This window comes from Microbacterium paludicola (assembly GCF_039529675.1).
Taxonomy (GTDB): Bacteria; Actinomycetota; Actinomycetes; order Actinomycetales; family Microbacteriaceae; genus Microbacterium; species Microbacterium paludicola.
The window spans coordinates 1-16077 of sequence record NZ_BAAANG010000037.1; the positions used below are offsets into that span (position 1 = coordinate 1).

General features: G+C 70.3%; 21 protein-coding genes and 2 tRNA genes. 14 read left to right on the top strand and 9 right to left on the bottom strand.

The window, feature by feature from the left end; genetic code table 11:
* The first annotated feature begins 175 nt into the window (after positions 1–175).
* The 7 genes from gatC (at position 176) to ABD161_RS14945 (ending at position 7002) form a co-directional block, all read left to right on the top strand.
* A complete protein-coding gene (gatC, locus tag ABD161_RS14915) occupies positions 176–475 on the top strand; it encodes an Asp-tRNA(Asn)/Glu-tRNA(Gln) amidotransferase subunit GatC (RefSeq protein WP_135112108.1) in 300 nt (99 codons plus the stop codon).
* 14 nt (positions 476–489) lie between these two features.
* Positions 490–2004: an Asp-tRNA(Asn)/Glu-tRNA(Gln) amidotransferase subunit GatA gene (gatA, locus tag ABD161_RS14920; protein ID WP_344004708.1), complete on the top strand. Its 1515-nt coding sequence runs from the start codon at positions 490–492 to the stop codon at positions 2002–2004.
* Positions 2004–3521, top strand: coding sequence for an Asp-tRNA(Asn)/Glu-tRNA(Gln) amidotransferase subunit GatB (gene gatB, locus ABD161_RS14925; protein ID WP_344004711.1), 1518 nt, complete (start codon positions 2004–2006; stop codon positions 3519–3521). Before gatA ends, gatB begins: the two co-directional genes overlap by 1 nt.
* 113 nt (positions 3522–3634) lie before the next feature.
* Positions 3635–4726 (top strand): glycoside hydrolase family 3 N-terminal domain-containing protein, encoded by a 1092-nt coding sequence (locus tag ABD161_RS14930; protein WP_344004714.1) that lies wholly within the window; start codon positions 3635–3637, stop codon positions 4724–4726.
* A gap of 45 nt (positions 4727–4771) precedes the next feature.
* Positions 4772–6022 (top strand): DNA polymerase IV, encoded by a 1251-nt coding sequence (dinB, locus tag ABD161_RS14935; protein WP_344004717.1) that lies wholly within the window; start codon positions 4772–4774, stop codon positions 6020–6022.
* An 85-nt stretch (positions 6023–6107) separates the two neighbouring features.
* Positions 6108–6428, top strand: coding sequence for a hypothetical protein (locus tag ABD161_RS14940; protein WP_344004720.1), 321 nt, complete (start codon positions 6108–6110; stop codon positions 6426–6428).
* Positions 6412–7002: a nucleoside/nucleotide kinase family protein gene (locus tag ABD161_RS14945; RefSeq protein ID WP_344004723.1), complete on the top strand. Its 591-nt coding sequence runs from the start codon at positions 6412–6414 to the stop codon at positions 7000–7002. The genes ABD161_RS14940 and ABD161_RS14945 overlap by 17 nt, the downstream gene beginning before the upstream one ends.
* Positions 7003–7011: 9 nt before the next feature.
* Here the strand turns inward: ABD161_RS14945 and ABD161_RS14950 are convergent, their stop codons facing one another.
* The 5 genes from ABD161_RS14950 to orn form a co-directional block, all read right to left on the bottom strand.
* A complete protein-coding gene (locus ABD161_RS14950; protein WP_228066453.1) occupies positions 7012–7482 on the bottom strand; it encodes a DUF2017 family protein in 471 nt (156 codons plus the stop codon).
* Positions 7479–7778: an ATP-dependent Clp protease adapter ClpS gene (gene clpS / locus ABD161_RS14955; protein ID WP_425560917.1), complete on the bottom strand. Its 300-nt coding sequence runs from the start codon at positions 7776–7778 to the stop codon at positions 7479–7481. The genes ABD161_RS14950 and clpS overlap by 4 nt, the downstream gene beginning before the upstream one ends.
* A complete protein-coding gene (locus ABD161_RS14960) occupies positions 7775–8125 on the bottom strand; it encodes a metallopeptidase family protein (protein WP_135112124.1) in 351 nt (116 codons plus the stop codon). The genes clpS and ABD161_RS14960 overlap by 4 nt, the downstream gene beginning before the upstream one ends.
* Before the next feature lie 22 nt (positions 8126–8147).
* A tRNA-His gene (locus tag ABD161_RS14965) sits at positions 8148–8223 on the bottom strand.
* Positions 8224–8262: 39 nt separating this feature from the next.
* Positions 8263–8889 (bottom strand): oligoribonuclease, encoded by a 627-nt coding sequence (orn, locus tag ABD161_RS14970; RefSeq protein WP_135112126.1) that lies wholly within the window; start codon positions 8887–8889, stop codon positions 8263–8265.
* A 77-nt stretch (positions 8890–8966) separates the two neighbouring features.
* Here orn and ABD161_RS14975 point away from each other — a divergent pair.
* Positions 8967–9038: transfer RNA gene (locus ABD161_RS14975), tRNA-Arg, on the top strand.
* On the opposite strand, the gene ABD161_RS14980 is transcribed toward ABD161_RS14975, so the two are convergent.
* A complete protein-coding gene (locus tag ABD161_RS14980) occupies positions 9029–9505 on the bottom strand; it encodes a hypothetical protein (RefSeq protein ID WP_344004731.1) in 477 nt (158 codons plus the stop codon). The two genes, ABD161_RS14975 and ABD161_RS14980, sit on opposite strands and share 10 nt — an antisense overlap.
* Positions 9506–9623: 118 nt before the next feature.
* Between ABD161_RS14980 and ABD161_RS14985 the strand changes: the two genes are divergently transcribed.
* Positions 9624–9836, top strand: a complete 213-nt coding sequence (locus ABD161_RS14985) for a methyltransferase (protein ID WP_135112305.1) — start codon at positions 9624–9626, stop codon at positions 9834–9836.
* 44 nt (positions 9837–9880) lie between these two features.
* On the opposite strand, the gene yczE is transcribed toward ABD161_RS14985, so the two are convergent.
* Together yczE and ABD161_RS14995 are read right to left on the bottom strand one after the other, a co-directional pair.
* Complete coding sequence (gene yczE / locus ABD161_RS14990; protein ID WP_344004735.1) at positions 9881–10483, bottom strand: membrane protein YczE; 603 nt, start codon at positions 10481–10483, stop codon at positions 9881–9883.
* Positions 10480–10641: a hypothetical protein gene (locus ABD161_RS14995; protein ID WP_167760676.1), complete on the bottom strand. Its 162-nt coding sequence runs from the start codon at positions 10639–10641 to the stop codon at positions 10480–10482. The genes yczE and ABD161_RS14995 overlap by 4 nt, the downstream gene beginning before the upstream one ends.
* 62 nt (positions 10642–10703) lie before the next feature.
* On the opposite strand from ABD161_RS14995, the gene yczR reads away from it, so the two are divergent.
* Complete coding sequence (gene yczR, locus ABD161_RS15000; RefSeq protein ID WP_344004737.1) at positions 10704–12137, top strand: MocR-like transcription factor YczR; 1434 nt, start codon at positions 10704–10706, stop codon at positions 12135–12137.
* 4 nt (positions 12138–12141) lie between these two features.
* Here yczR and ABD161_RS15005 read toward each other — a convergent pair whose 3' ends face one another.
* Complete coding sequence (locus tag ABD161_RS15005) at positions 12142–12408, bottom strand: hypothetical protein (RefSeq protein ID WP_135112132.1); 267 nt, start codon at positions 12406–12408, stop codon at positions 12142–12144.
* A 119-nt stretch (positions 12409–12527) separates the two neighbouring features.
* On the opposite strand from ABD161_RS15005, the gene msrA reads away from it, so the two are divergent.
* The 4 genes from msrA to ettA all read left to right on the top strand — a co-directional run.
* Positions 12528–13070, top strand: coding sequence for a peptide-methionine (S)-S-oxide reductase MsrA (msrA, locus tag ABD161_RS15010; protein WP_344004741.1), 543 nt, complete (start codon positions 12528–12530; stop codon positions 13068–13070).
* A gap of 145 nt (positions 13071–13215) precedes the next feature.
* A complete protein-coding gene (gene ssb, locus ABD161_RS15015; protein WP_344004744.1) occupies positions 13216–13743 on the top strand; it encodes a single-stranded DNA-binding protein in 528 nt (175 codons plus the stop codon).
* Positions 13744–13813: 70 nt separating this feature from the next.
* Positions 13814–14335 carry a DUF6993 domain-containing protein gene (locus ABD161_RS15020; RefSeq protein WP_344004747.1) on the top strand — a complete coding sequence of 174 codons (522 nt, stop codon included), beginning with the start codon at positions 13814–13816 and terminating at the stop codon, positions 14333–14335.
* Between the two features lie 63 nt (positions 14336–14398).
* On the top strand, positions 14399–16077 hold a 1679-nt coding region (ettA, locus tag ABD161_RS15025), incomplete at its 3' end, for an energy-dependent translational throttle protein EttA (protein ID WP_135112139.1).

The window sequence follows — 16077 nt, forward strand, 5'->3', positions numbered from 1 at the left end:
ACTACGCTGACCAAGAATCAGGCCAGCCGGCACCTGCTGGACAAGCCTCCCGATAGGAACGAAAGTCAGGCCGATTCAGTCCTGAGAGCCATCACCATCTGGCTCAAACGGTTATGAGACACGCGCTAGGCGTGACGGCTCGGGACGGCAGAGCGTCACCACGTAGACTCTGGGGGTGTCTGAAATCACCCCTGATCTCGTGCGCCATCTCGGTGTGCTCGCCCGGATCCAGCTGAGCGACGAGGAGGTGACCAGCTTGACCTCCGAGCTCGACGCGATCGTCGACAACATCGCCAAGGTCGCGCAGGTCGCCACCCCCGACGTCCCCGCCACGAGCCACCCCATCCCGATGCAGAACGTCTTCCGCCCCGACGAGGTGGCGGAGACGCTCACCACCGCGCAGGCACTGCAGAATGCGCCCGATGCCGACGGCTCGCGCTTCCGCGTGACCGCGATCCTCGGCGAAGAAGAGTAAGGACGCGACGAGCTGTGACAGACATCACCCGCCTGAGCGCGGCCGATCTGGCCGCCAAGCTCGCCTCGCGCGAGATCTCCAGCGTCGAGGCCACGCAGGCCCACCTCGACCGCATCGCCGCCGTCGACGGCGACGTCCACGCCTTCCTCCACGTCTCGGACCACGCGCTCGACGTCGCGGCCGACGTGGACCGCCGCCGCGCGGGCGGCGAGCAGCTCGGCCCGGTCGCGGGCGTGCCGCTCGCGATCAAGGACGTGCTGGTCACGACCGACATGCCCTCGACCTCCGGGTCGAAGATCCTCGAGGGGTACATGTCGCCCTTCGACGCCACGGTCGTCGCGCGCTCGCGCGCGGCGGATCTGGTGCCGCTCGGCAAGACCAACATGGACGAGTTCGCGATGGGCTCGTCCACCGAGCACTCCGCGTACGGTCCCACGCGCAACCCGTGGGACCTCGACCGGATCCCCGGCGGCTCGGGCGGCGGCTCGGCCGCGGCCGTCGCCGCGTTCGAGGCGCCTCTCGCCCTCGGCTCGGACACGGGCGGCTCGATCCGCCAGCCCGCGCACGTCACCGGCACGGTCGGCGTCAAGCCCACCTACGGCGGCGTCAGCCGCTACGGTGCGATCGCGCTGGCGTCGAGCCTCGACCAGGTCGGCCCCGTGACCCGCACGGTGCTCGACGCGGGCCTGCTGCACGACGTGGTCGCCGGACACGACATCCACGACGCGACCTCGATCGCCGACCCGTGGCCCTCGTTCGCCGAGGCGGCCCGAGAGGGCGCGCGCGGCGATGTGCTGAAGGGCCTCAAGGTCGGCGTCGTCAAGGAGCTTCCCGACAGCGGGTTCCAGGCCGGTGTCGCCTCGTCGTTCCGCGACGCGCTGGCGAAGCTCGAGGCGCAGGGCGCCGAGATCGTGGAGATCAGCGCGCCGCACTTCGAGTACGCCGTGGCGGCGTACTACCTGATCCTCCCCGCGGAGGCGTCGAGCAACCTCGCGAAGTTCGACTCGGTGCGCTTCGGTCTTCGCGTCGACGTGCCGGGCGGCACGGTCGAGGACGTCATGTCGGCCACGCGCGACGCCGGCTTCGGTCCCGAGGTGAAGCGCCGCATCATCCTCGGCACCTACGCGCTGTCGGCGGGCTACTACGACGCGTACTACGGCAGCGCGCAGAAGGTGCGCACGCTCATCCAGCGCGACTTCGACCAGGCCTTCGCGTCGGTGGACGTCATCGCGACGCCGTCCGCGCCGACGACGGCGTTCAAGATCGGCGAGAAGATCGACGACCCGCTGTCGATGTACCTCAACGACCTCACGACGATCCCGGCGAACCTCGCCGGCGTGCCCGGCATCTCGGTGCCGTCCGGTCTCGCCGAGGAGGACGGTCTGCCCGTGGGCATCCAGTTCCTGGCCCCCGCCCGCGGGGACGCGCGCCTGTACCGCGTGGGCGCCGCGCTCGAGGCGCTGCTCGTCGACGACTGGGGCGACCTGCTGCTTGACCGCGCCCCCGCACTGCTGGGAGGGACCCGCTGATGGCGACCGCGAAGCTGATGGATTTCGACAAGGCGCTCGAGCTGTTCGAGCCGGTCATCGGTCTCGAGGTGCACGTCGAGCTGAACACCCGGACGAAGATGTTCTCGCCGGCGGCCAACCCCGCCCACGCGGACAACCACGACGCCGCGCCGAACACGCTCGTCGCCCCGGTCGACATGGGCCTTCCCGGATCGATGCCGACCGTGAACGCGGAGGCGATCCGCTCGTCGATCAGCCTGGGCCTCGCGCTCGGCTGCTCGATCGCGCCGTCGAGCCGCTTCGCCCGGAAGAACTACTTCTACCCGGATCTGGGCAAGAACTACCAGATCAGCCAGTACGACGAGCCGATCGCCTTCGAGGGATCGGTCGAGGTCGAGCTGTCGGACGGCACCATCGTGACCGTGCCGATCGAGCGCGCGCACATGGAGGAGGACGCCGGAAAGCTCACGCACGTCGGCGGCGCCACCGGGCGCATCCAGGGCGCCGAGTACTCGCTCGTCGACTACAACCGCGCCGGCGTGCCGCTTGTCGAGATCGTCACGAAGCCCATCCTCGGGGCCGAGCACCGCGCCCCGGAGCTCGCCAAGGCGTACCTCGCGACGATCCGCGACATCGCGATTGGGCTGGGCATCTCGGAGGCGCGCATGGAGCGCGGCAACATCCGGTGCGATGCGAACGTGTCGCTCCGCCCCCGAGGCGCCGAGAAGCTCGGCACCCGCACCGAGACGAAGAACGTCAACTCGATGCGCTCCGTCGAGCGCGCGGTCCGCTACGAGATCCAGCGCCAGGCGGCGATCCTCGCCGACGGCGGCACGATCATCCAGGAGACGCGCCACTGGCACGAGGACACCGGCACCACGTCGCCCGGTCGCCCGAAGTCGGATGCCGACGACTACCGGTACTTCCCGGAGCCCGACCTGCTTCCCGTCGAGCCCAGCATCGAGGTGATCGAGGAGCTGCGCGCCGCGCTGCCCGAGCCGCCGGCCGTCCGTCGCCGCCGCCTGAAGGCTGACTGGGGCTTCACCGACCTCGAGTTCCAGGATGTCGCCAACGGCGGTCTGCTGGCAGAGGTCGAGGCGACCGTCGCCGCCGGGGCGAGCCCGGCCGCCGCCCGCAAGTGGTGGACGGGTGAGATCACGCGCGTCGCGAACGCCGAAGGCCGCGAGCCGGCGGCACTCGTGTCGCCCGAGAACGTCGCCGCCCTGCAGAAGCTGATCGACGCGGGCACCCTGACCGACAAGCTCGCGCGTCAGGTGCTGGAGGGCGTCATCGCCGGCGAAGGCACCCCGCAGGAGGTCGTGGATGCCCGCGGTCTCGCGGTCGTCTCCGACGACGGTGCGCTCATCGCGGCGATCGACGAGGCTCTCGCCTCGCAGCCGGATGTGCTGGCGAAGATCCGCGACGGCAAGGTGCAGGCCGCCGGCGCCGTCATCGGCGCCGTGATGAAGGCGATGAAGGGCCAGGCTGATGCCGCCCGCGTCCGCGAACTCGTTCTGGAGCGCGCCGCACAGGCGTGATGCTCCGCCGTGACCGTGGCCGGTCAGCGTGGCTCGCAGCCGCGCTGACCGGCTCTGTCCTGTGTGGGGCGCCGGCCGACGCCGCGCCGGCCTCCGCTCCGGCGGCTGCGCCCGTGGCTGCGGAGGAGGCCGCCGCGCCGTCGCGGCAGCAGGTGGCCGCGGCCATCGCCGGGGAGATCGTCGACGACATGGCGACGGTTGAGCGGGCGTCGGCCGTCGTGATGGGGCACATCGGCGGCACGGATCCGGATGCGCTCGGCGCGTACGTCCGCGAGGGCCGGCTGGGCGGCTTCATCCTGATGGGCTCGAACGTGCCGAAGACCCCGGGTGAGCTCCGCCGGATCACTGACGCGCTCGACGGACCGACGGGGACGCTGCCGCCGCTGGTGGCGGTTGACGAGGAAGGCGGCGTCGTGACCCGTCTGCCCTGGGACGACGGGCCTGCGGGCGCGCAGCTGCAGCGCCAGGACCCCGACGCCTCCCGCGCCGCGTTCGACGCGCGGGGACGGCTTCTGCAGGACACCGGCATCAGCGTGAACTTCGGGATCGTGGCCGACGTCGGCACCCGCACGAGCGGCTTCATCCGGCCGCGGACGCTGGGAGGCGACGCGCCGGCAGCGGCCGAGCGCGTCGCCGCGGCCGTGGCGGGGGAGAGGCCGCACGCGTTCTCGACGCTCAAGCACTTCCCCGGCCATGGCGCCGCGGCCGGCGACTCGCACAGCGCGATCCCCGAGACCGCGATGTCCGTCGAGGAGTGGCGCGCCGACCACGCGCCGCCCTTCGAGTCGGGGATCGAGGCGGGCGCCGAGCTGGTGATGACCGGGCACCTCCGCTTCACGGCGGTGGACGACGCTCCGGCCTCGCTCTCGCCCGAGTGGTACGCCATCCTGCGCGACGACCTCCACTTCGAGGGGGTCGCGATCACGGACGACCTCGGCATGCTGCTGTCCTCGGGCGAGGACCGCTACGCGGATCCCGTCCGCAACGCGGTGGACGCGATCGCGGCGGGCGCGGACATGGCCCTGATGGTCGCCGAATCGGACGCGGGAACGGCGGGCGAGCTCGCCGACGGGATCGCGGCGGCCGCGGAGACGGGCGACATTCCGCCGGAGCGTCTCGAGGAGGCCGCGACACGGGTCGTCACCCTGCGGGTGCTCGCCTCCGGCCTGCTGGACGGCGACGCCTTCGAACCGCCGAGGCGATGAGCCCCGAGACGCGGCCGTGTCGGTGCCTCGGGCGACAATGGAGTTATGGGACGAGCGGACGGGTCGGGGCGCATCGTGTCGCCCGCCGATGCCGACGACTCGGGCACCGGCATCCTGCACGTCGACATGGACGCGTTCTACGCGGCCGTGGAGGTTCTGGACGACCCGTCGCTGAAGGGAAAGCCGATCGTGATTGGGGCGCCCGAGGGCCGCTCGGTGGTCTCGAGTGCGTCCTATGAGGCGCGGCGCTTCGGGGTGCGCTCGGCGATGCCGATGGGGCAGGCGCTGCGCCTGTGCCCGCAGGCGATCGTCGTGCTTCCGCACTTCGACCGGTACCAGGCCGTCTCGGCGCAGGTCATGGACGTGTTCCGCAGCTTCACGCCCCTCGTCGAGCCCCTGTCGATCGACGAGGCGTTCCTCGACGTGCGGGGAGCGCGCCGCCTGTGGGGAAGCCCCGGAACGATCGCACAGCTCATCCGCACGCGGATCGCCGAGGAGGTCGGCATCACCGCGAGCGTCGGGGTCGCCGCCACGAAGCATGTGGCGAAGATGGCGTCGACGATGTCGAAGCCGGATGGCCTGCTGATCGTCCCGGCCGATCGCACGCAGGAGTTCCTCGATCCGAAGCCGGTGCGCGCGATCTGGGGCGTCGGGCCCAAGGCCGCCGAGGCCCTCGAATCGCGGGCGATCCGCACGATCGGCGATGTGCGCCAGACGCCGCCGCAGGTGCTCGAGCGCATCGTCGGTCCCGCCGGGGCGCAGCGGCTCGCGGAGCTCGCCCGTGGCATCGATCCGCGCGAGGTCGAGACCACCCGGGTCGAGAAGAGCATCGGGCACGAGGAGACGTTCGAGACCGACATCGCGGATGTCGGGGTGCTGCGCGCCGAACTGCTCCGGCTCTCCGATCGTGTCGCCGTGCGCCTTCGTCGCGCCGGGTTCGAGGCGGCGGGCGTCGCGATCAAGGTCAGGTTCTCCGACTTCTCCACGATCACCCGCTCCGCCACGCTGCCCGAGCCGTCCGCCGTGGGACAGCGCATCGCCGAGGCATCGCGGGAGCTCCTCGCGGGGGTCGACCTGCGCCTGCCGGTGCGGCTCATCGGGGTCCGCGCCGAGCGCCTGCAGGCGGCCGGATCCGGCGGCGTCGCGCTGTGGGACGACGACGCCGACTGGAAGCGCCTGGAGGGGACGCTCGACGACGCCCTCGCGCGCTTCGGGAAGGGCGCCGTGACGCGGGCGACGTTCCTCGGCCGGGACGAGCAGCGGCACCTGCCCTCGCATCCGCGGCCGGAGTCCTGATCCCGTCGCGGCGGCGTCGCACGTCGATCGGCGCCGGCTCGGAAGAGAACTGACGCGGATCGACAAACCTCGGTACGGTGGTGACATGCCCAACATCGCACTCGAGCTCGGCAAGATGTCCGCCAACATCGGCGTGACCAGCAGCTACGGCGAGCAGCAGGACGTCGACGGCGTGCGGATCGTGCCCGTCGCCGCCACGTGGAGCGGCTTCGGCGGCGGCTCGGACGAGTCGGGCAACGGCGGCGGTGGGGGTGGCGGCTTCTCCGCCCCGATCGGCGCGTACGTCCGCCGCGGCGACACGCTCACCTTCGAGCCGAACCTCGTCTCGCTGCTGGCCGTGGCGATCCCCTTCGTGTGGGTCGCCGGCAGGGCGCTGTCGCGCATCATCCGTGCGCTCAAGAAGTAGCGCACCGGATCCGTTCGTCGCCGCGCACGACGACGCCTTCGTGGTCGTCGCCGACGCAGTCGCGCGCCTCGACTCGACAGCTCCTGTCGTCCTGATCGACGGCCGCAGCGGCGGAGGCAAGACGACGCTGGCTCGACGGCTCGCCGACGAGTGGCCCCCCGCGGGGGAGCGGCCGCAGCTGGTGGCGCTCGACTCCTTCTATCCCGGCTGGGACGGATTGGCCGAGGCGACGCGGCTGACGCGCGAGTGGCTGCTCGTGCCGCACGCGGAGCACCGCGAGGCGCGGTGGCGCCGATTCGACTGGGACGTGCAGGCGTTCGCCGAGGAGCACGCCGTGGACGCTGAGCGCCCGCTCATCATCGAGGGATCCGGTTCGCTGACGGCGCAGGCGAAGCCGCTCGCGGATCTCACCGTCTGGATGGACGCCCCGGAGTCGTCGCGCCGCATCCGCGCGCTCGATCGCGACGGCGACGCGTATGCGCCCCACTGGGAGCGGTGGGCCGCGCAGGAGGTCGAGCACATGGCGCGCCATTCCCCGCGGGCACTGGCCGACCTGGTGTTCGACCTGCCGTAGGATCGTCGCTCAGAAGCCCTGCTCGGCCGTCTGCACGAGCAGTTCGAGACGGTACCCGAGCCAGTCGTAGACGCCATAGCGCGGGTCGTCGGGATCGCGGTCCTCATCGTCGTCGACGATGCCCAGCCGGTCGGCGATCACGAGGCGCACCGCGGCGAGGGTGCGCATCCACGCGCGCAGCTGCGCGGCATCGACGGACACCTCGACCGGGGCGAGCTCATCCTCGTGCTCGATCGCGGCGAGACCGTCCAGCACGACGCGGGCGTCCTCGGCGCGACGACGCAGCAGGTCCGAGCGTGTCAGCGAGCGGAACTCGCGGGAGGCCTCGGCGTCCTCCGGATAGACATCCGGTGTGAGGCGCTCGAGCGCCGGATCCGGGATGGCCGGGCTGCTGCCGACGAGCTCGGCGAACTGTCCGAGCAGCTCGGCGAGATGCGTTGCCTCGATGCGCGTGAGCGTCAGGACGACGTGCTCGCTCATCCGACCGGTGCCTTCCGGACGGTGGCCCAGAGCCCGTAGTCGTGCATCGCCTGGGCGTGCAGCTCCATCTGCTCGCGCGCTCCCTCCGCGACCACCGCGTGGCCGTCGTGATGAACGGCGAGCATCAGGTGCGTCGCGCGGTCGATGCTGTACCCGAAGTACTCGCGGAACACGTGGACGACGTAGCTCATCAGGTTGACCGGGTCGTTCCACACGACGGTCTGCCAGGGGACATCCGGGCGGTGCAGCTCGTCGAGCCGGAGATCCTCACCGAGCTCGGGCAGGGAGGTGCTCACGCCCACCCCAGCTCGTGCAGGCGCTCGTCGTCGATCCCGTAGAAGTGCGCGATCTCGTGCACAAGGGTCGTGTGGATCTCGTCGCGCAGGTCGTCCTCCGTCTCGCACTGAGCGAGATGCGGTTCGCGGTACACGATGATGCGGTCCGGCAGCTCACCCATGCCGTAACGGTCGCGCTCGGTCAACGCGAGACCGTCATAGAGGCCGAGGAGATCGAGCGAGCCGTCTTCCGGCCGATCTTCGACGACGAAGACCACGTTGTCCAGGCCCTCGACCATGTCGTCGGGAAGGCGGTCGAGTTCGTCGATGACGAGACGCTCGAACGCATCGGCGTCCATGTCGATCATCGGAACATCCCCGCGGAATCAGTGGGGTGGCTGACGGGGCTTGAACCCGCGACCCCCGCGACCACAACGCGGTGCTCTACCAACTGAGCTACAGCCACCGTGGCCCCCGATCGCTCGGGGACAACCTCTTCATTCTGTCACACTTCTGAGGCGGACGACGACACGACCGACGAGGCGATCGCGCGGGCCGTGTCGCTTGTGGGGCCCGGTTCGGCGACGAAAACCGCACGCCGGTAGTACTCGAGTTCGCGGATCGACTCGAGGATGTCGGCGAGCGCACGGTGGCCGCCGTCCTTCGCCGGGGCGTGGATGTACGCGCGCGGGAACCACCGGCGGGAGAGCTCCTTGACGCTCGAGACGTCGACGCTGCGGTAGTGAAGGTAGGTGTCCACCTGGGGCATGTACTTCGCGAGGAACATGCGGTCGGTGCCGATGGTGTTTCCCGCGAGCGGCGCCTTCCGCTCCTGCGGTGCGAAGCGGCGGATGTACTCGAGCGACAGGCGCTCGGCCTCCTCGAGCGACACACCGCCGTCGAGCTCGTCGAGCAGCCCCGACTTCCGGTGCATCTGCGTCACGAACTCGCCCATGTTGTCGAGTGCTGCCTGCGACGGCTTGATCACGACCTGGAAACCCGGATCCAGGATCCGCAGGTCGAAGTCGGTCACGACGATCGCGATCTCGACCAGCTCGTCGACCGCGAGGTCGAGGCCCGTCATCTCGCAGTCGATCCAGACAAGCCGGTCGTTTTCGGAGGCGCCTACCATTCCTCCAGCCTAACGACGGGGGAGGACAGCGGCGGACGACGGTGGTGGGAGGATGGCGCGGTACCGTAGAAGGGCAGGCCTCCTTAGCTCAGCGGAAGAGCAGCAAGCTTCTACCTTGTTGGTCGAGGGTTCGAATCCTTCAGGGGGCACCGTCTTGCTGTCGCTTAGCCGCGCGGCGCTCGCGCGAGTACTCGCGTCGTCTGAGCCGGCACGGATCGCACGAACAACCGCGTCGACCTCGCGAGCCGCCTCCATGCGGAACGCGGAACCCACTGACCTCGACCGCAGGAGCCGGCACGGCAAGCCCGTCGCCCAGAAGGTGCTTGCGGAACTTCGCGCGCATAGCGGTCCGCCGGCGATGGCAATTGGCGCAGACCACCTCGCACTTCGCGATCTCCAACGCGATCGCGCGCCACGATCGCGTCGAGGCGCCGACAGCTCGCGAGATCGTGAACTTCTTGTCGACCCCAGGCAGGTGGTCGAAGTCCAGCACGATCGGGTCGGTCTCGCCGCAGTCGACGCACGGATGGGATTCCAGGTAGTCGATCAGGCGCAGCCAATTCGCGTGCCGGTGCCTTGCCTGCAGTTCGTACAGTCGCTCGCGGGAGATCGCCATGTGGCCGACATTAGAACATACGTCCGACATTGGCTGGAGGACTGAGTCGGACGTTGTCAAGACCTTCCGGGCCGGCGATCTCAGGCGTAGCGTGCCATGCGGACGGAAGGAGTCGATGATGACGACGACGCACGCAGGACGCCTGTACGTGGCCTACGGGCCGGCCGGCGCGGTGGGCACGGTTCGCGAGGTCGACCGTGGGGTCTTCGCGGTCACCATGGCGGGAGCCGACTCGCCAGTGGGCAAGTACGAGGGGCTCGAGGTCGCGAAGAACGCCCTCGTCTCGCACCTGAAGCCCGGATCGGATCGCCCGGAGTTCCGCGAGCACTGAACTGGGGAGCTCCCGCGCCCTGAGGTCGCGAGCGCCGAGTGCGCTCACGCAGGCGCGGGGAGGGCGCGCGGTGCGCGTGCCGTGTCGAGGAAGCGCAGCGCGACATCCACGCACGGCCCGATGAGCAGCGCGAAGGCGAGCGTGCCGATGCCGACCGTGCCGCCGAGCAGCCAGCCGAGGGCGAGGACGGTGAGTTCGACCGTGATCCGCGCCCGCCACACGGGCCAGTCGTAACGGCGGTGAAGTCCGGTCATGAGGCCATCTCGAGGGCCGGGGCCGAACTGCGCCCCGATGTACAGGCCGGAGGCGAACCCCACCAGGGCGATGCCGCCGAGGAGACAGGCCACCCGCCAGCCGAGCCCCTCCACGGGTGGCATCAGGTCGAGCGTGATCTGCATCGCGGTGCCGACGAGCAGGATGTTCAGCACCGTCCCGACGCCGGGCCGCTGGCGCAAGGGGATCCAGAGGAGCAGCACGACCGCGCCGAGCAGATTGGCGACCCAGCCGATGCCGATGCCGGTGTGCAGCGAGATGCCCTCGGCGAGCACTGTCCACGGGTCGAGACCCAGGCCGGCCTCGACCGTCAGGGCGACGCCGGCGCCGTACAGCGGCAGGCCCAGGAGGAGTTGGATGATGCGGCGGGTCATAGCGATCGATCTTCCGTGAGCGGGTGGCGGTCGGGCACGCGCAGGGGATCCGTCGGGATCGCGCGGTGTCCGTCGCGGGCGACCTCTCGCAGCGTCGCCGCGACGGCGAGCGTCGAGAGCAGGCCGATCGCGACGAGGAGGGCGAGAAGGGTGGGCATGTTGAGAAGTCCACACCCGGATTGGCCACTTGTGAAGAGTCCAATATGGCTAGAGTGGCTCCATGGTTGACTCCCGACTCTCCGCTCGTGCGCTCGACGCTCTTCTCGGACCATGGCGCACGCGCGAGCCGGCCTACGAGGCGCTCGCAGACGCGATCCGGCTGCTCTGTCTCGACAACCGGATCGCTCCGGGCACCGCCCTGCCCGCCGAGCGTGAGCTCGCCGCGCGACTCGGTCTGAGCCGCACAACCGTGGCGGCCGCGTACCGCAGCCTGCGCGGCTCGGGACACATCGAGAGCGTGCGCGGCTCCGGCAGCATCACGCGCCCGCTCGGGCGGCGCGACCTCGGACGTGTGGCGGGCGACGAGGGGTCGATCGACCTGCAGCAGGCGAGCCCCGCCTCGTGGCCCGGGCTTGCGGCCGTGTACGCGGATGCGGCGGCGGACGCACCCTCGGTGGTCGCGCGCGCCGGCTACGACGTCTCGGGGCGGCGGGGGCTGCGCGAGGCGATCGCGCGGCGATACACGGAACGCGGCCTTCCCACCGAAGCCGCGCAGATCATGGTGACGAACGGCGCCCAGAGCGCCATCTCCCTGCTCGCGACGCTGCTCGTCGCGCGGGGCGACCGTGTGCTTCTCGAGACCCCCACCTACCCGCACGCGGCGGAGGCCTTCGCGCGGCAGGGTGCCCGCCTGGTCGGCGTCCCGGTCGCAGTGGGCGCCGGCTGGGATCTCGAACGCGCCGAGCACGCGATTCTGCGGTCACGGCCGACCGCGCTGTATCTCATGCCCGATTTCCACAACCCGACCGGTGAGTCGATGCCCGTTGAGACCCGGGTGCGGATCGCCGACCTCGCACGCTCCGTCGGTGCGATCGTGATCGTGGACGAGACGACGGCGGAGCTGGGCCTCGACCGCGTCATCTCGCCCGCGCCGTTCGCCACGGTGGGCGGCGGCGACGGGGTGATCACGCTCGGCTCGCTCGGAAAGACGGTCTGGGGCGGGTTGCGCATCGGCTGGATCCGGGCGGACATCGACATGATCCGGCGCCTCACTGCGGCGCGGCCGAGCACGGATCTGGGAACGCCGGAGTTCGAGCAGGCGGTGGCCGAGCGGCTCATGCCGGCGATGCCGGAGATCCTTGCCCAGCGATCCGAGCTGCTGCGCGCGGGACGCGACGCCGCGGTCACGGCGCTGCGGCGCGACATCCCGGAGTGGGACGTGCCCGATGTCGGGGGCGGGGTCGCACTGTGGGTCGGGATCGGCGCGCCCCGGAGCTCGGCGTTGACCCTCGCGGCGCGCCGGCGAGGGCTGCTCCTGTCTGCGGGGCCGAGGTTCTCCATCGGTGGCGGTCACGAACGCCACATCCGGGTGCCGTTCACGGCGCCGGCGCCGGTGATCGAACGGGCGGCACTGCTGCTCGTCGAAGCGTGGCACGACGTCGCGGACATGGCGTTCGAAGCCGGCGAGACGACGCCGCTCGACGCGGTCGTGTAGCCGATCAGGCCCGGAGGCTGGCGACCGCCTCGTCGGCCGACCAGAACTCGCCCACCTCGATGAAACGGTTGGTCGCGAGGTGCAGCCTCTCGGCGCGGAAGCGCATCCCGAGCGGGTGCTCGAGACGGCGGAGGTGCCCGATCACGCGGCCTTCGCGCGTCGTGACACGCCACAGCGCGGCACCGGCGCGGACGAGGGTCTCGCGCCCGCGGATCTGCGGTGCGGCGATCGGGATCTCGGGAACGACTGCGGCCTGACCGGTGTTGTGCATGAAGGCTCCTCTCCGCCCCCGACGCTAGGAGGGGCCACCGACATCCGCGCCGCGCGGCCCGGGCGGCGATCCGGCGTAGCGTGGAGCACGTGCCGCGGAAGCGGCGAGAGGAGTACGACATGGAGACCTACGTTCTGGCAGGCGGCTGCTTCTGGTGTCTGGATGCGGCGTACCGCGCCCTGCGAGGCGTGGAGAGCGTCGTGTCCGGCTACACGGGCGGCACCACGCCGAACCCGACCTACGAGCAGGTCTGCACCGGCGCGACGGGGCACGCCGAGGCGGTGAAGGTGACGTTCGATCCGGAGGTGATCCCGTCCGACGTGATCCTCGACGCGTTCTTCACGATGCACGACCCGCGCCAACTCAACCACCAGGGTGCCGACACCGGCACGCAGTACCGCTCGGCGATGTTCCCCGCCGATGACGCGCAGCGGGAGGTCTTCGAGAAGGCCCGCGAGCGCGCCGCCGAGATCTGGGACGCCCCGCTCGGCGAGACCGAGGGCACGATCGTGACGACGATGGAGCCGCTGCGCAGCTACTACGACGCCGAGGACTACCACCAGGACTTCTTCGCGAAGAACCCCAATCAGGGGTACTGCCTGGCGGTCGCGGTGCCGAAGGTGAACAAGGTGCGTGCGCGCTTCGCGGAGTTCGTCGCCTGACGGCAGACTCGTCCACAGCAGCCGGAATCGCCCCCATCCCTCCCGGATGGGGGCGATCCGCGTCTGGCGGGTGCGGATCGCGCGATCCTCGTCGCGAGGCCGAACGGCGGCCGGCCGGGCGACCGGCGAGCGAAGGAGGACGGACATGACCGACATCATCACCATCACGGGCAACATCGCCACACCGCCGGAGCACAAGGTGCTGCCGAGCGGAATCCCCGTCACCCGGTTCCGGGTGGCCAGCGGCACGCGCAAATTCGACCGGGAGGCGAACCGCTGGGTGGATGGCCCCACCAACTGGTACAGCGTCTCGGCGTACCGCACCCTGGCAGACAACGCGCGGAACTCGCTCCAGAAGGGCGAACGCGTCATCGTGACCGGTCGGCTGCGCCTGCGCGCGTGGGAGAACGATGGAAAGAAGGGCATGGAGGCCGAGATCGACGCCGACGCGCTCGGGCACGACCTCCTCTTCGGCACGAGCACCTACCGGCGCACCTCGACGCGCACGCCGTCGGCGCAGGACGAGCCGCCGGCCGACGGCGTTCAGGAGGCATGGGCGCTCCCCGGTGCATCGGCCGACGGTGAGTCGTCCTGGCCGAAGGCCGATGTGCCGACCGAGCCGGCGCCCGAAGCGGAGCGCATCTCGGAACTGGCCGACAGCGCACCGTTCTGAGCGGCGCGCGGCGGGCGAGCAGGCGGGCAAGGATCCGGGGCGCACGTGCGGGCGCCGTAGACTCGAGCGCGTGAGCCTGCGACGCGACCCGCGATCGACCCGCCGGCGCGTCATGTCGGCGGCCCTCGCGGTCGCCGTCGCGACGGTCCTCGCCGGATGCGACGCCGGTGCCGAGACTCCGGAGCCCAGCGTGTCGGCACCCGCCGCTTCCGCGCCGACGGCATCGGCCACCGCCACGCCCTCGGCTCCGGCCGAGCCCGTGCTGGTGCCCGAGGGATCCGCCGACGACAATCTGCCGTTCTTCACCGCCGTGACCGAGGAGGTCTGGGCGTCGGATCGGCGCGCGGAGGGCCGGGCGTACATCGACGCCCTCGTCGAGGCCGGCTTCGACAAGGCCGCCATGCAGGTGACGCAGGACTACAGCACCGTCGGCAATCCCGCCGAGTCGATGCAGTTCTCGGTGCTCTGGCAGGAGCAGTGCCTCGTCGGGCAGGTGGGTCCCGACATCGGCGAGGCCGTCACGCGTGTGCTTCCGGCCCTCCAGGGCGCAACGGTCTGTCTGCTCGGGGAGACCAGCCCGATCGACTGGTAGGCACCCGAGCCTCGGCTCATCGACCCGTGCGATCGCGGCCCGGCGCCCTAGACTGGGAGCCAAATGGCTGAATACATCTATTCAATGGTGCGCGCCCGCAAGGCGGTCGGCGACAAGCTCATCCTCGATGACGTGACGATGGCGTTCCTCCCCGGGGCGAAGATCGGCATGGTCGGCCCCAACGGCGCCGGAAAGTCGACGATCCTCAAGATCATGGCGGGTCTCGACACGCCGTCGAACGGCGAGGCGAAGCTCTCGCCGGGCTTCAGCGTCGGCATCCTCATGCAGGAGCCCGAGCTCGACGAGTCGAAGACCGTGCTGGAGAACATCCAGGACGGCATCGCGATCAAGGCGAAGGTCGACAGGTTCAACGAGATCTCGGCGCTCATGGCCGAGCCCGACGCCGACTTCGACGCGCTGCTCGCCGAGATGGGCACGCTCCAGGAGGAGATCGACGCCGCCGACGGCTGGGACCTCGACTCGCAGCTCGAGCAGGCGATGGACGCGCTCCGCACGCCCCCGGCCGACGCGGCGATCGCGCCGCTGTCGGGTGGTGAGAAGCGCCGCGTGGCACTTGCGAAGCTGCTGCTCCAGAAGCCCGATCTGCTGCTCCTCGACGAGCCCACCAACCACCTCGACGCCGAGAGCGTGCTCTGGCTCGAGCAGCACCTGCAGGCGTACAAGGGCGCGGTCATCGCCGTGACCCACGACCGGTACTTCCTCGACCACGTCGCGCAGTGGATCGCCGAGGTCGACCGTGGCCGTCTCTACCCCTATGAGGGCAACTACTCGACCTACCTCGAGAAGAAGGCCGAGCGCCTCGACGTCCAGGGCAAGAAGGATGCGAAGCTCGCCAAGCGTCTGAAGGACGAGCTCGAGTGGGTGCGCAGCAGCGCGAAGGGCCGCCAGACGAAGTCGAAGGCGCGTCTCGCCCGCTACGAGGAGATGGCGGCGGAGGCCGAGCGCACCAGGAAGCTGGACTTCGAGGAGATCCAGATCCCGGCCGGTCCGCGCCTCGGCAGCATCGTCATCGACGCGAAGAAGTTGAAGAAGGGCTTCGACGGCCGCACGCTGATCGAGAACCTGAGCTTCAACCTTCCGCCGAACGGCATCGTCGGCATCATCGGCCCCAACGGCGTCGGCAAGACCACGCTGTTCAAGACGATCGTCGGCATCGAGCCGCTCGACGGCGGCGATCTGAAGATCGGCGAGACCGTCAAGATCAGCTACGTCGACCAGACGCGTGCGAACATCGACCCGGAGAAGACGCTGTGGGAGGTCGTCTCCGACGGCCTGGACATCATCACGGTCGGCAAGACCGAGATCCCCTCGCGCGCCTACGTGTCGAAGTTCGGCTTCAAGGGGCCGGACCAGCAGAAGAAGGCCGGCGTGCTCTCGGGTGGTGAACGTAACCGTCTGAACCTCGCACTCACGCTGAAGGAGGGCGGCAACCTGCTCCTCCTCGACGAGCCCACGAACGACCTGGATGTCGAGACGCTGAGCTCGCTCGAGAACGCGCTGCTCGACTTCCCCGGCTGCGCCGTGGTCATCACCCACGATCGGTGGTTCCTCGACCGCGTCGCGACGCACATCCTCGCCTACGAGGGCACGGACGAGGACCCGGCGAAGTGGTACTGGTTCGAGGGCAACTTCGAGTCGTACGAGGCGAACAAGATCGAGCGCCTCGGCCCCGACGCCGCGCGTCCGCACCGCACCACGCACCGCAAGCTCACGCGCGACTG

Excerpts from the sequence above, each read along its gene's own strand:
- orn (WP_135112126.1), bottom strand. The coding sequence starts at position 8,889 with ATGGTAGGCGCCTCCGAAAACGACCGGCTTGTCTGGATCGACTGCGAG.
- msrA (WP_344004741.1), top strand. The coding sequence starts at position 12,528 with ATGGAGACCTACGTTCTGGCAGGCGGCTGCTTCTGGTGTCTGGATGCG.
- ABD161_RS14980 (WP_344004731.1), bottom strand. The coding sequence starts at position 9,505 with ATGGCGATCTCCCGCGAGCGACTGTACGAACTGCAGGCAAGGCACCGG.
- ABD161_RS14950 (WP_228066453.1), bottom strand. The coding sequence starts at position 7,482 with ATGAGCGAGCACGTCGTCCTGACGCTCACGCGCATCGAGGCAACGCAT.
- yczR (WP_344004737.1), top strand. The coding sequence starts at position 10,704 with ATGGTTGACTCCCGACTCTCCGCTCGTGCGCTCGACGCTCTTCTCGGA.
- ABD161_RS14985 (WP_135112305.1), top strand. The coding sequence starts at position 9,624 with ATGACGACGACGCACGCAGGACGCCTGTACGTGGCCTACGGGCCGGCC.
- ABD161_RS15005 (WP_135112132.1), bottom strand. The coding sequence starts at position 12,408 with ATGCACAACACCGGTCAGGCCGCAGTCGTTCCCGAGATCCCGATCGCC.
- ABD161_RS14995 (WP_167760676.1), bottom strand. The coding sequence starts at position 10,641 with ATGCCCACCCTTCTCGCCCTCCTCGTCGCGATCGGCCTGCTCTCGACG.
- ABD161_RS14960 (WP_135112124.1), bottom strand. The coding sequence starts at position 8,125 with ATGATCGACATGGACGCCGATGCGTTCGAGCGTCTCGTCATCGACGAA.
- dinB (WP_344004717.1), top strand. The coding sequence starts at position 4,772 with ATGGGACGAGCGGACGGGTCGGGGCGCATCGTGTCGCCCGCCGATGCC.
- gatB (WP_344004711.1), top strand. The coding sequence starts at position 2,004 with ATGGCGACCGCGAAGCTGATGGATTTCGACAAGGCGCTCGAGCTGTTC.
- ssb (WP_344004744.1), top strand. The coding sequence starts at position 13,216 with ATGACCGACATCATCACCATCACGGGCAACATCGCCACACCGCCGGAG.
- ABD161_RS14940 (WP_344004720.1), top strand. The coding sequence starts at position 6,108 with ATGCCCAACATCGCACTCGAGCTCGGCAAGATGTCCGCCAACATCGGC.
- yczE (WP_344004735.1), bottom strand. The coding sequence starts at position 10,483 with ATGACCCGCCGCATCATCCAACTCCTCCTGGGCCTGCCGCTGTACGGC.